This is a genomic window from Pseudoalteromonas sp. TB41 (genome assembly GCF_000497975.1).
Classification (GTDB): Bacteria; Pseudomonadota; Gammaproteobacteria; order Enterobacterales; family Alteromonadaceae; genus Pseudoalteromonas; species Pseudoalteromonas tetraodonis.
On sequence record NZ_AUTH01000090.1, the window covers coordinates 1 to 14,279 of the forward strand.

Genomic DNA, 14,279 nt, shown 5'->3' on the forward strand with positions numbered 1-14,279 from the left:
CCCTTGTGGCGGCATTACTTTTACGCCTTACCTTATCGCCGTGGACGCCTAGTTATGATTCTCTAACTATCTTTGGTTTGCATTGGAGCTTAGTTGTTTACCCGCTGTGTATTGGGTTATTTTTTGCAGCGGCTAAATGTTTTAATACTTCAAAACTAAAAATATGGTTAGAGGGGGCAGCACTGCATTGTTTAGCGTTATTTGTGACAACCGAAACCAGTTATCAACTGGTAGGGCACTACCCTCAGTTGTTTTCTTTAAGTTTTTATGAGCAAGTTTTGCTCAGCTGTAACTTGCTTGCTTTAGGCTGCGTTTATTTATATCGCGCGCAAAGTGCAGGGCAGCTGGGTAAGTTATACCGCACTGCAGGTTTGATTTTATCAGCGTTAGCTGGCTTATTATTAATCAATACAACGTTGGATGATAATCCGTTATTAATGCGTCTTTATGTTGGTGAAACGCCAATATTTAACTGGGTGCTTTTAATCTGGTTCGTCCCGAGCCTGCTGGCGTTATGGTTAGCGAGTTTAGTTAAATCGTTAAATGCTAAATTGAGTCAAATTACACTCGGTGTGTCTGGTTTATTAGCGGTATTAGCTATCAACACCTTGATCCGCCAATATTGGCAAGGCGGCTTTATTTACCTTGATAAGGCAACCAGTGACGCCGAGCTATATAGCTATTCGGTTATTTGGTTATTACTTGGCGCATTGGTGGTGATCGCCGGACATTTAAAACAGCTGCGGTTATTACAAAATGTCGGTTTGGGGATTCTTGGTGCGGTAATCGTTAAAGTATTTTTAATTGATATGGCTAATTTAACTGGGCTTTTAAAGGCATTATCGTTTATTGGCTTAGGGCTTTCGTTAGTCGGGCTTAGTTGGTTGTTCCAAAAACTAAGAAAGCGTAATTATAGCAATTAAGCATAGCTTTAAGCCCAGTATTTTACTGGGCTTAAGCGTTTATTGGGGGTTAAGTACTATGATTAAGCAGGGCCTTAAGTTTACCTGGTTTTACTGGTTTACTTAGGTAATGAATATTTTCAGCTTTGGTTGTTTGTTTTAGCTCGGTGTCACGCACCGCGGTAATTAAAATTGCCGGAATGTCGCTTTGCCAAGTCTCTCGCAGTGTTTTAATTAAAGTAATGCCATCCCAATCATTACCTAATTGATAATCCATTAAAATAACATCGGGCGCTGCATGCGCTTTAGCATACGCTAACACAGCATCAACTTTGTCGAATAAGGTGTAATTTGCCCGCCATTTTTTCAATAAGCTGGCCATCGCGGCTAAGTTTTCAGGATCGTCGTCAACGGCAATAATATTAATCGCAGCGCGGTTGTCTACGATATTTTGATTTGTTTGTTTTTGTTGCACTAATTGCGCATCACCATAAGGCACTTCTATACTAAATCGACTGCCTTTATTAGGTAAAGAAACCACATCAATCGGCAGGCTCAGTAAATCAGCCATACGTTTAACTACCCCTAGACCAAGGCCTACGCCTTTATTGTCGCCCGCTTCAATTCGGTAAAAGTCGTTAAATATTTTTGCCTGTTCAATATCGCTAATGCCCGGGCCTGTATCCCATACTTCTATTCGTAAACTGTGTTTACGATTTCTGCAGGCAATTAGCACTCGGCCATTTTCGGTGTATTTAATCGCATTAGACAGCAAGTTTTGTAGTATTCGGCGCAAGTAGGTAATGTCACTATGCACTATTTGCTTATTTGAGCGCACTGTAAATGACAGTCCTTTATCGCTTGATAAAATGGCATATTCACTTTTGAGAGGGTCTAAAATATCGTCAATACAAAAGTGACGTGGGCTTGGGGTCATTGCGCCTTGTTCTAATTTTGCAATTTCGAGTAAGGCCGACATTAAATGCACAGTTGAATCTAAACTGTCGCCAAGCTTATTAAAATTATTTTTATTCGTGGTGTCTAGTTGTGTTTCGTCAATCGCGGCAAGGTATAAACGTGCAGCATTTAATGGCTGTAAAATATCGTGACTGGCCAATGCTAAAAAGCGAGTTTTACTATCATTGGCTTGTTCTGCCTCGCGCTTGGCCAAAGTAAGTGCTTGCTCTGTTTGTACGCGGCTATCTATTTGTGCTTGTAGATTACTATTAATCGTTTGTACTTCTTGGGTGCGCGCTTCAATACGGTTTTCTAAGTCCATATTAATTTCTTCTAGCGCATTTTGCGTACTAATGTGATTAGTAATATCAGAAAAACTAGTCACAAATCCGCCATCAGGAAGTGGGTTACCGATCATTTCATACACTTGGCCGTTTCGACGATGGCGAATAAAGTGATGTGAACTACCATTTTTTAAATGCTGAACTCGCTTATCAACATGACGGTCAATTTCACCTGGGCCACATTCACCGCGCTCTGCGTTATACCGGATTATTTCCTCAATAGGTTGGCCAACTTGCAAAAAGCCCTCGGGGTAATTAAACATTTCACTGTAGCGCTTATTCCAAGCCACGAGGTTTAGGTCTTTATCAACAACGGATAGGCCATGGCTTAAGTTCTCTAACGAGGTAAACAATAAGTTTTGATTAAACTGCAGTGCTTGTGTGGTTTCATCAAAAAAGTTTACCACCTCTTCAAACGCCATGCGTTTGCCCGATGATACGGTATGAATAAGTGCTTGCGCTGATGAGGCACCTAATACCCCAGTAAGCGCACGTTCGCAGTAAGCAATAAAGTCAGCGCGAGGGTGAGCATTGTTGTCGTTTAAGTCGTGATGAAGCGCATAGTGTGATAATACTTGCTGGCTACGTTGAATGCCTAAAAAGGTCTGTAGCAGTATTTTGAAGTCGTATACCGTGGCTTTTACATTTTTATTTAAGCGACGCGATAAAATAGCCTGATCTTTAGGATTAACAAAAGCAGCCGCTTGAATTTTGTCGATTAAGCGCTCTTCAGCCCCTAGCGAAAAACTAATGTAACAGCCAATATTAGCAAACAAAGCGATAAGTGTACCGCGCGTTATTAGGGTTTGTTGTAACTCACTGTCTAGTGGGTTGGGGGCATCTAAAATAGGCAACATTAAAAACAGCACCCAACATATCACGCCGGCGAGTAGTCCAGCATAAACCCCATAGGCATGGCCTTTTCGCCAATATAAACCACCCACAATGGCAGGCAATAGTTGCGATACCAATGAAAAAGCAACCAATCCCATACTAGCCAGTGCACTGCCATTTCCAAACCATTGCTGATAGAAGTAAGCTAAAATAAGTACTCCGGCAATGGTAAATCGACGCACTAGTAAAATACGTGATTTATAGCTGCTGGTAATTAAGTTACGTTTAAATTTACGACGTAACATTAACGGCAGTACCACATCATTTGAGATCATGGTACTTAACGTTAATGTGGCTACAACAATCATGGCTGTAGCTGCTGAAAGCCCCCCAATAAACACAAACGTAGTCAAAAAAGCATTATTGTGCAGCATAGGTAAGGCAAGTACAAAGCTGTCTGGTGATAAGCTGCGGCCTATTTCTGGGTGAATCGCAGCGGTGGCAATAGGTAAAATCATTGCTGCTGTTAGTAATAAATACAGTGGGAAGGCCCAACGCGCAGTGAATAAATGGCGCTTATCTTGGTTATCGACCACGGTTACATGAAATTGGCGTGGCAAACAAATAATAGCCGCTGCTGCCATAAGTGACTGGCCGATAAAATTAAAACTAAAAAAGTCAAAGTGTGTCCAGTGCATCCAAATAGACTCGGCAACTTGACTGCTACTTTGGGTAGGTAAATTAAATAAGCTGTATATCGCAAGCCCTGCAACGGCGGCTAAGGCAAACAGTTTAACTAGAGATTCAAACGCCACAGCGAGCATTAAACCTGAACGGTATTCGGTTACATCAACTTTGCGCGTGCCAAAAAATATAGCAAATAGCGCCATCATTAACGTGGCCGATAGCGCTAAAATATCCCCTGATATCTGATTGCTGTTTTGTAGGAGTAAAAAGCTAGAGCTGAGTGCTTTTAATTGCAATGCAATGTACGGAATGGTGGCCAATAAGGCGATTATTGTCACCATAATGGCGGTGGTTTGACGCTTACCATAGCGGGCTGAAATAAAGTCGGCAATAGTGGTGATATTTTGTTTTTTACTCACCAGTACCAGTTTACGTAAAAAGCCTTGACCGAAAAAAAACAATAAAGCGGGGCCTAACAATATAGGTAAAAAACTCCAGCTGCTGGTCGCTGCTGTGCCTACTGAGCCGTAGTAAGTCCATGAAGTGCAATAAATACCTAGTGCAAATGAATACACAAACGGGTGATGACTAATACGCTTGGCAAGTGGCGTGGTTTTATCCCCCCAATTAGCCAGCCAAAACAGCACGCCTATGTAGCCAAAGGCAACAATGAGTAGTACAGCCGTCATGTTTATTTAACCTTGTAGAATATTTTTATAATTTGCCATAACTATACCCAAACTATTTCAAGATGCGAGCGTCAGTTGGCGTTTGAGGTAGTTTGGGTTTTTACAATACTTGGTTGCGGGTTAAATAGGGGGGTATACATTTTATTTATATTATCTATAAATAAAGTAAAGTATTGATTTTTAATGTTTTATTTTAAATTGGTTATTTAGTTAGACTAATGTCTTATTCCCACGCTTTACTCAAAAATTGGCGTAAACACCTCGCAAATAAATTAATTAACTTACTGAAATTAAAGTAGTTCACTTGTTGTTTACTAATTAAGCGCCTACAGTTTACGAAAACGTTAACATGTTGTTACGACTATTGTCGCAATTCAATATTTGAGTAGCGTTGCTAAATTGATTAACGAATATAAAAAACCACCCATCGTAATCTTGCGATGTTTAAAGGGGAAAATAAAAATGGCTTTTAAAAATGAAGAACAAGCAAAAGCTTATTGGGCAGAAAACATTTCATTACTGTTTAAGTTATTAGCGGTATGGTTTGTGGTCTCTTTTGGCTTTGGCATATTACTTGTAGATGTACTAAATGAAGTACGTTTTTTTGGGTTTAAACTTGGCTTCTGGTTCGCCCAGCAAGGCGCGATTTATACCTTTGTAGCTTTGATTTTTGTGTACGTTTTCAAAATGAATACGTTAGATAAAAAATATGGCGTAGACGAATAGGAGCTAAGCAATGGATGTTCAAATACTCACTTTTATAATCGTCGGTTTAAGCTTTGCGCTTTATATCGGCATTGCAATCTGGGCTCGTGCAGGGTCAACAAATGAATTCTATGTTGCCGGTGGTGGTGTACCTCCACTAGCCAATGGTATGGCAACTGCTGCGGATTGGATGAGTGCTGCGTCATTTATTTCAATGGCAGGTATTATTTCGTTTGCTGGCTATGACGGTAGTGTTTACTTAATGGGGTGGACGGGTGGTTATGTACTACTGGCCATGTGTTTAGCGCCTTACTTACGTAAATTCGGCAAGTTTACTGTGCCAGACTTTATCGGGGATCGTTACTACTCACGTACTGCGCGTTTAGTGGCTATTTTATGTGCCATCTTTATTTGTTTTACTTACATTGCGGGTCAAATGCGTGGTGTGGGTGTGGTGTTCTCTCGTTTCTTAGAAGTTGAAATTGAAACCGGCGTTTACATCGGCATGATCATTGTTTTCTTTTATGCTGTACTTGGTGGCATGAAAGGCATTACTTACACGCAAGTTGCGCAGTACTGTGTACTGGTATTTGCTTATTTAGTACCGGCTATTTTCATCTCGATGATGGCAACCGGTCACTTTTTCCCACAAACAGGGTTTGGTGCCACGCTAAGTGATGGTTCAGGCATGTATGTATTGGATAAATTAGATGGTTTAAGTACTGAGTTGGGCTTTGGCCAATACACTGAAGGCTCGAAGAGCATGATTGATGTATTTGCAATCACAGGTGCTCTTATGGTGGGTACTGCTGGTTTACCACATGTAATTGTTCGCTTTTTCACTGTACCTCGCGTAAAGGACACACGTATTTCAGCGGCGTGGACACTGGTGTTCATTGCTATTGTTTACACAACAGCACCTGCAGTAGCTTCGTTTGCCCGTGTAAACATGATTGACACCATTAATGGTAAAGACGGTAGCGGCACAGCGTATGCAGATGCGCCTGCATGGATCAAAAACTGGGAACGTACGGGCCTAATTACCTTTAATGATAAAAATGGTGACGGCAAAATGTTTTACACATCAGGTAAAATCACTGACCCTAATAGCGCGAACGAAGTAAACGTTGACCGCGATATTATGGTACTAGCGAACCCTGAAATTGCCGACTTACCAGCATGGGTTATTGCACTCGTTGCTGCTGGTGGTATTGCCGCGGCACTATCGACTACAGCGGGCTTACTATTGGTTATTTCAACCTCAGTATCGCACGATTTGCTAAAACGGACACTCAAACCGGATATAACCGACAAGCAAGAATTACTTGCAGCGAGGTTAGCAGCGATGATTGCTATTGTAATATCCGCCTACTTTGGGATTAACCCGCCAGGATTTGTGGCCTCGGTTGTTGCCTTTGCCTTCGGCTTAGCAGCAGCGAGCTTCTTCCCTGCAATTATTATGGGTATTTTCTCTAAATCAATGAATAAACATGGTGCAATTGCAGGCATGGTAACGGGTATCACCTTTACTGCTGCATACATCATCTACTTTAAGTTTGTGAGCCCAGAGCTTAATAGCCCAGAAAATTGGTTCTTAGGTATTTCACCTGAAGGGATTGGTTTAGTAGGTATGATCATTAACTTTGCAGTAGCTGCAGGTGTTATGAAAATGACTCAACCGACACCAGTTGAAATTCAAGAAATGGTTGAAGGTATTCGTAATCCTAAAGGGTCTAGTGAAGCGCATGCTCACTAATCCATATAGCTAATGATATAACGCATCAAAGCCCGACTTAAGTCGGGCTTTTTATTTGTTTAAAAAATGACTACATTTCAGGTTAAGTCGCTTTTTTATTGAGGATGATTTATGAGTAGTGAGCAACAGGAAGTCGCGCAGTTTATTAACAAGCAAGCACCATTTTCAATGTTACAGGACAGCGCCTGCAGTTATTTTGTTAACCATCTCGATAGTATTTATTTGACCCGAGAAAACCAAACGCAATGGCTTAACAGTGAACAGCCTAAGTTATTTTTAATCCGCTCCGGGTTATACGATTTAGTCGATGCCAAAGGCGATACGGTAACGCGTTTAACCCAAGGTGATTACTTTGGTTACCCCTCTTTACTAACGGGAGATGCAATTCAAAACAGTTTAGAAGTACAAAAAGAGGGCATAGTGTATATGCTCGACCAAACGCATTTTGATTATTTACGCCGAGAATATAAAGCCTTTGAGCAATACTTTGTCCGTGCACATGCAAATCGATTACTTTCATCGCATTATAAGAGCAACAACGACAGCTGGTCTGAGCGTAAAATATCAGAGATCATGACTCGCAAAGCGATAACGCTGCCCCCCGATGCCAGCATCCGTCATAGTGCTAAAAAAATGCAAGAGCATGGGGTTTCTTCAATAATGATCACCGAAAACTCGCACCTTGTTGGGGTGGTTACTGACCGTGATTTACGTAATCGAGTGCTTGCTGATGAGGTGGACCCCGCGCAAGCTATCAATAGTATTATGACCAATAAGCCTAAGTTTATATTTGAAAATAATCGTGTGTTTTCAGCGCTACACTTAATGCTTAAGCATAATATTCATCATTTACCTGTGCTTGATGAAAATCATAAACCGCTAGGTATGATCACTAGTACAGACTTACTACGTCAACAAAAAAGCGACCCTGTCCAGCTCATTGGTCGTATTTATAAAGCGCATAATGTCGCTGATTTAAAGCGTTACGCTAAAGAAATTCCTGAGTTATTAAAGGGGTTTTCTAATAATATTGATGATATTTCACTGATTGGAAAACTACTCAGCGGTTTAACCGATGCGCTAACCTCGCGGCTAATATTTTTATTTCAACAACAACATGGTGTTGCACCTACGAGCTTTAGCTTTATTTGTTTTGGCTCTCAAGCGCGCGAAGAGCAAACACTGCATTCTGATCAAGATAACGGCTTGTTATTACCCGATGGTCTAAACGATGAGCAGCACGCGTACTTTAAACAAATGGGTGAATTTGTTTGTGAAAACTTAGTTGAATGCGGTATTCGTCGTTGCCCTGGTAACATTATGGCCAGCAGTGATGCGTGTCGAATGAGTGTTAGTGATTGGCGGGCGAAGTTTTTAAAGTGGATCACCAGCCCCACACCCCAGGCAATGCTCAACTGTAAAATATTTTTTGATCTGCGTTTTATTGAAGGATCAACCACGCTTTATAGCCAGTTTTGTGAAGAGTTAACCCATATTTCTCGCAACGATCTTTTTTATGCGGCAATGGCCAGCGATGTGAATACCAACAGCGCGCCGATTGGTTTATTCAATAACTTTAAAACTGAAAAAACCGAGCAGCATCACAAATACATCGATCTTAAAAAGCGCGGGGTAGTGATCATTAACGATCTGGCAAGGCTGTATGCATTAAAAGTAGGCATCCGCCGTGCTAACACCCAAGAGCGATTAGACGCCTTATTAAAGTATTCATTGTTAAGCAAAGAAGATATTTATAATTTAAAAGATTGTTGGCGATTTTTAACTCAACTTAGGTTGCGCACACAAATAAACGAAGAGGGGTTGCCCAGCAATTGTATAAACCCAGATAAGCTCAATTCGTTAGAGCGTCATCAGCTTAAAGAAGCATTTTACCTAGTAAAACAAGCGCAGCAAGGCGCGGCGTTTAAATTTGCGCGTGGGAGTTTGTAACAACAATGGTTAAGCAGCTTATTACTCGTTATTTAAAGCGCCGCCACTTGCTCATGCAAAGTGCTTTAAAGCAACGTTACTTAGTGATTGATTTGGAATTAACAGGGCTTGATCCTAAACAACATGAAATTGTCTCGGTTGCTTGGGTACTGATTGATAACGAATGTATCAAAAACAGTCAGTCGCAGCATTTGGTTAATAAAGAGGTGAAAAGTCTAGAGCAGAGCCCCGTTTTTCATGGCATTAGTACTGACTCTGTGGCACAAGGGCAAAGTCTACAAAGCATTATAACGTCTTTAAGCGCTCACTTTAGTGACTGTATTTTAGTATTTCATAATGCCATGCTCGATTGGGGTTTTTTAAAGTTAGCACTAAAAAATGCAGGGATCACCCAGCGCCCCAAGTTGATTATCGATACCTTACAAATAGAAAAAAAGCGTCTGCTAAAGCATAGCTCAGATATAAAATTAGACGATTTAACTCTTAATGAATGTCGTAAACGCTACGACTTACCAAGCTATCATTGTCATCACGCCCTTACCGATGCACAAGCTACTGCTGAGTTGTTATTAGCCCAATGCCATCAAATAAGCGCCGGTAAGGAGCTCAAAGTAGGCGAGTTGACGTAGGTTGGGCAGAGCGAAGCGAAACCCAACCTATAAAGAATGCATAAATACTTGGTTAATGAGGCAGTTTACTTTTGTTTTTATTTGTATAATTATGGGAACGTGTGATTTATTATGAATTCAAGGAACGAATATGAAACTTATCATCGCTATTTTTATTACCTTATTCCCTCTTATTACTTTTGCTAATTCAAGCGTGCCAGCTAATCGTCATATTTCAGTGCAGGGGTCAGCTGAGGTATTTGTTGAGCCTGATATGGCTCAAATTATATTTGAAGTAAAAAGCACTGAAGATACATTACTTGAGGCTAAACGTGAGCTTGATGGCCGGATTAGCTTGCTACTTGAACAATCAGACAAATACGGTTTTGGCCAAGACGATGTTTATATATCTGGTTTAAAAAGCAAGTTATACACTATGATTGGTACAGAATCTGGGACTGTTTCAGGCGATAAGTATTTAGCCCTGAAAACAGTTAAAGTCACATTAAAAGATATTAAAAAAGTCGATGAATTTATTAATTTTGCTCAACGCTTACAAATAGACAATATCGAAAAAATTAATGGTTTATCCTCTAAAGTTAATCAGTTAGAGGCAGAGGCAACACAATTAGCAATCGATAACGCAAAAGCGAAGGGAAATAAGCTCGCTCAAGCTTTTGGCGCTGAACTTGGCAACGTTTACAGTATCAGTGCAAATTCCGGCAGCTCAGATTACGATTATGACGCGGGCGGTGTTAAGCACATTATTTTATCTAGCCACAGAAATAGTATGGTTGCTAGTAATAACGAGAATCCATTTATGCAGCAGCAATATTTAGGCGCAACAATAAGCGTTAAAGCATCAATAAAGGTGGTGTTTGATTTAAAACTAAAATAGCAAACAGTGCAAATACCCACTAGCAGGGCTAAAAGTAAAAGTGCAGTGTGTGTTGATTATGACGTTAATTTAAAGTTTCTAATGCTTGGCTCTTATAATCACAGGCAAGGTCGATTACAATACCGCCATCTAAAAGGCGACGCTGCCTTTCTCTGTACGTAACTAGAGTGGATTTTATATTTCATGGCAATCAAACTTGCAATTAATGGTTTTGGTCGTATTGGTCGAAATATTGTCCGTGCACTATACGAATCAGGCTTAAGCGACGAGATCAAAATTGTTGCAATTAACGAACTAGCCGACCCTGAAGCTATTGCCCATTTATTAAAATACGACACCTCTCATGGTCGTTTTGCTTTTCCAGTTAAACTAGGTGAAGACACTATCAGCGTTGCTGATGACACCATTGCGTTATTTTGTGAACAAAATCCAGTTGAATTACCGTGGCAAACGTTAGATGTTGATGTGGTGCTTGAGTGTACGGGGGTTTACCACTCACGTGAGCACGCACAGTTACATTTGACTGCGGGCGCAAAAAAGGTGCTGTTTTCACATCCTGCGGATAATGATGTTGATGCCACTATTGTTTACGGTATTAATGACGATGAGCTGAAAAACGAGCATACTATTGTCTCTAATGGCTCGTGTACCACCAACTGCGTTGTTCCTGTTATTAAAGTACTCGATGATGCTTTTGGCATTGAATCAGGTGCTATTACAACCATTCATGCGTCAATGAACGATCAGCAAGTGATTGATGCGTATCATCATGATTTACGCCGTACGCGTGCCGCCAGTCAGTCTATTATTCCTGTAGATACAAAATTAGCCCGTGGTATAGACCGTATTTTACCTAAATTTAAAGGTCGCTTTGAGGCCATTGCGGTCCGTGTACCGACCATTAATGTGACGGCGATGGATTTAAGTGTCACGGTTAATGCCGATGTAGATTTAAGTGCGGTTAATAATGCCCTTAAAGCACAAGCTAAAGACCGCCTTGAAGGTATTTTAAGTTACACCGAAGAACCATTGGTATCGGTTGATTTTAACCATGACCCACATTCTTGTATCATAGATGGCACACAGACACGTGTTAGTCATAAACGACTGATAAAGTTATTAGTTTGGTGTGATAACGAGTGGGGATTTGCGAATCGCATGCTCGATACCGCGCGTGCTATGATGGCATTTAAGTAATATTTTAAACGTATTTTTCAGGTTCAGTATCGTTAACTAAGGAGATGTTCATGTCGGTCATTAAAATGGCAGATTTAGATTTAAACGGCAAACGCGTATTAATTCGTGAAGATTTAAATGTACCCGTTAAAGCAGGAAAAGTGACGTCAGATGCACGTATTCGTGCTGCGTTACCTACTATCAAACTAGCGTTAGAGAAAGGCGCGAAAGTGATGGTTATGTCACACCTTGGCCGTCCTACGGAAGGGCAATACGAAGAAGAGTTTTCATTGGCTCCGGTTGTCGATTACTTAAATGATGCACTTGAGCAACCTGTTCGCCTAGAAAAAGATTACTTAAACGGCGTTGATGTTGCAGATAATGAAGTGGTTGTTTTTGAAAACGTACGTTTTAACAAAGGCGAGAAAAAAGACGACGAAGCCCTATCAAAGCAACTAGCTGCATTATGTGATGTTTACGTAATGGATGCCTTTGGTACTGCGCATCGCGCACAAGCGTCAACCCATGGTGTGGGTCTGTTTGCTGATGTAGCGTGTGCCGGTCCATTATTATCGGCTGAACTAGACGCCTTAGGCAAAGCACTTGATAACCCAGCCCGTCCGTTAGTGGCGATTGTGGGTGGTTCTAAAGTATCAACTAAATTAACCGTACTTGATTCGTTATCTAAAATTGTTGATCAGCTTGTTACCGGCGGTGGTATTGCCAATACCTTTATTGCAGCTGCTGGTCATCCTGTAGGTAAGTCACTTTATGAGGCTGATTTAATGGATGAAGCAAATCGTTTATGCGCTGCAGCGAAAGCCAACGATGGCGAAATACCGGTACCGACAGATGTTGTTGTGGGTAATGAGTTTTCAGAGTCAGCTGTAGCAACACTTAAAGATGTAAGTGAAGTCACCAGCGACGATATGATTTTTGATATTGGCCCTGATACCGCAAATCAACTTGCAAAAATTATTGCTAATGCGGGCACTGTTGTATGGAATGGCCCAGTGGGTGTGTTTGAGTTTGATCAATTCGGTAATGGCACTCGCGCTATTGCAAAAGCGATTGCTGATTCAAACGCATTTTCTATTGCTGGTGGTGGTGACACCCTAGCGGCAATTGATAAGTATGGCATTAGTGATAAAGTATCGTATATTTCTACTGGTGGTGGTGCGTTCTTAGAGTTTTTAGAAGGCAAAAAACTACCTGCAGTTGCAATGCTAGAATCACGCGCTAAATAATACCTTAGGGTATTAGCTAGCCGTAAAGCAGATGTGCTAACCCCACATCTGCTACAATTAACGAGTAAATACCTCTCACTTTTATTTAGTCGTTAATAATATGAATTTTAGGTCATATACCTTTTAATTCATGGCGCAGTGATTGCGCCAAACTAACAAATCCGTTCAAACTAGGTAGTAAAATAACTACCGATAAATTGGAGAATACCCAATGGCTTTAATCAGTATGCGACAACTTCTGGATCATGCCGCTGAGCATGGTTACGGTGTACCCGCGTTTAATGTAAATAACCAAGAGCAAATGCGCGCAATTATGGAAGCGGCTGATAAAACAAACAGCCCTGTTATTGTGCAAGGTTCTGCGGGCGCACGTGCGTATGCCGGTGCACCTTTTATTCGTCATATGATTTTAGCGGCAGTTGAAGAATGGCCACATATCCCCGTGGTTATGCATCAGGATCACGGTACATCACCGGGTGTATGTCAGCGTTCAATTCAGTTAGGTTTTTCATCAGTAATGATGGATGGCTCGTTAATGAGCGATGGTAAAACTCCGTCAAGCTACGATTACAACGTTGATGTAACACGTAAAACAGTTGAAATGGCACACGCATGTGGTGTTTCAGTTGAGGGTGAGCTAGGTGTATTAGGTTCACTTGAAACCGGTGAAGCGGGTGAAGAAGACGGCGTTGGCGCTGAGGGTAAACTTACCACAGAGCAAATGCTAACGAATCCAGAAGAAGCAGCTGATTTTGTAAATAAAACTCATGTTGATGCGCTGGCTATTGCCTGTGGTACATCACACGGTGCCTACAAATTTACTCGTCCACCAACCGACGACATTTTAGCGATTGATCGTATTAAAGAAATTCATGCGCGTATTCCAAACACGCACTTAGTAATGCATGGCTCGTCTTCTGTACCACAAGAGTGGTTAGAAGTGATTAACCAATACGGTGGCGAAATTCCTGAAACATACGGTGTGCCAGTTGAGCAAATTGTTGAAGGTATTAAATACGGTGTGCGTAAGGTAAACATTGATACTGACTTACGTTTAGCGTCTACCGGTGCAATCCGTCGTCATTTAGCAATGAACCCGTCTAACTTCGACCCACGTAAGTTTTTAGCCGCTGCAACACAAGCGATGACTGATATTTGTATCGCCCGTTACGAAGCGTTTGGTACTGCGGGTCAAGCAAGTAAAATTAAGCCAATTTCATTGGATGAAATGCACCTTAAATACTTAAGCGGTGAGTTAAACCCAAAAATAAAATAATGAGCCAATAACGGCGATACTCTCGCACTCATTATAAAAAGCCAGTTGCTTACGCACTGGCTTTTTTGATCTGTAAGAGATCAGTATTTTACTTACCGATAAATCTGGGATCACTCGATTACTAACTAACCTTATCTGGGATCATTACTTTACTAAGTGAAGGGCTTAAAGTGACGCATTTTGTACTTTTAAGTGTCGAACATCATAATGAATGGATAAAAATCACACAGTAAATCATTGGTTTAGCTTT

At 41.1% G+C, this 14,279-nt stretch carries 10 protein-coding genes; 9 read left to right on the top strand and 1 reads right to left on the bottom strand.

All coding sequences use genetic code 11. From position 1 onward, the window contains the following. Nucleotides 1–923, top strand: a 923-nt coding sequence (locus L641_RS0115185) for a DUF2339 domain-containing protein (protein ID WP_024602350.1), incomplete at its 5' end; no start/stop codon positions are given. 49 nt (nucleotides 924–972) lie between these two features. Here L641_RS0115185 and L641_RS0115190 read toward each other — a convergent pair. Next, on the bottom strand, nucleotides 973–4,413 hold the full coding sequence (locus L641_RS0115190; protein WP_024602351.1) for a PAS-domain containing protein: 3,441 nt from the start codon (nucleotides 4,411–4,413) through the stop codon (nucleotides 973–975). Nucleotides 4,414–4,875: 462 nt separating this feature from the next. Here L641_RS0115190 and L641_RS0115195 point away from each other — a divergent pair, with 462 nt between their 5' ends. From L641_RS0115195 to fba, 8 genes are all read left to right on the top strand, one after another. Beyond that, nucleotides 4,876–5,139: a DUF4212 domain-containing protein gene (locus tag L641_RS0115195; RefSeq protein WP_008464847.1), complete on the top strand. Its 264-nt coding sequence runs from the start codon at nucleotides 4,876–4,878 to the stop codon at nucleotides 5,137–5,139. 10 nt (nucleotides 5,140–5,149) lie between these two features. Next, the gene (locus L641_RS0115200) at nucleotides 5,150–6,874 is read left to right on the top strand and encodes a sodium:solute symporter family protein (RefSeq protein ID WP_013465754.1); all 1,725 of its coding nucleotides are present in this window, start codon (nucleotides 5,150–5,152) and stop codon (nucleotides 6,872–6,874) included. 111 nt (nucleotides 6,875–6,985) lie between these two features. Further along, a complete protein-coding gene (locus L641_RS0115205; protein WP_013465753.1) occupies nucleotides 6,986–8,824 on the top strand; it encodes a DUF294 nucleotidyltransferase-like domain-containing protein in 1,839 nt (612 codons plus the stop codon). Between the two features lie 5 nt (nucleotides 8,825–8,829). Further along, complete coding sequence (locus L641_RS0115210; protein ID WP_024602352.1) at nucleotides 8,830–9,453, top strand: 3'-5' exonuclease; 624 nt, start codon at nucleotides 8,830–8,832, stop codon at nucleotides 9,451–9,453. 130 nt (nucleotides 9,454–9,583) lie between these two features. Next, a complete protein-coding gene (locus L641_RS0115215; RefSeq protein ID WP_024602353.1) occupies nucleotides 9,584–10,330 on the top strand; it encodes an SIMPL domain-containing protein in 747 nt (248 codons plus the stop codon). Between the two features lie 183 nt (nucleotides 10,331–10,513). Beyond that, nucleotides 10,514–11,527: an erythrose-4-phosphate dehydrogenase gene (gene epd, locus L641_RS0115220; protein WP_024602354.1), complete on the top strand. Its 1,014-nt coding sequence runs from the start codon at nucleotides 10,514–10,516 to the stop codon at nucleotides 11,525–11,527. A 50-nt stretch (nucleotides 11,528–11,577) separates the two neighbouring features. Beyond that, a complete protein-coding gene (locus L641_RS0115225; RefSeq protein ID WP_024602355.1) occupies nucleotides 11,578–12,753 on the top strand; it encodes a phosphoglycerate kinase in 1,176 nt (391 codons plus the stop codon). Between the two features lie 211 nt (nucleotides 12,754–12,964). Continuing rightward, nucleotides 12,965–14,029 carry a class II fructose-bisphosphate aldolase gene (gene fba, locus L641_RS0115230; RefSeq protein ID WP_008111197.1) on the top strand — a complete coding sequence of 355 codons (1,065 nt, stop codon included), beginning with the start codon at nucleotides 12,965–12,967 and terminating at the stop codon, nucleotides 14,027–14,029. Nucleotides 14,030–14,279 lie beyond the last annotated feature (250 nt).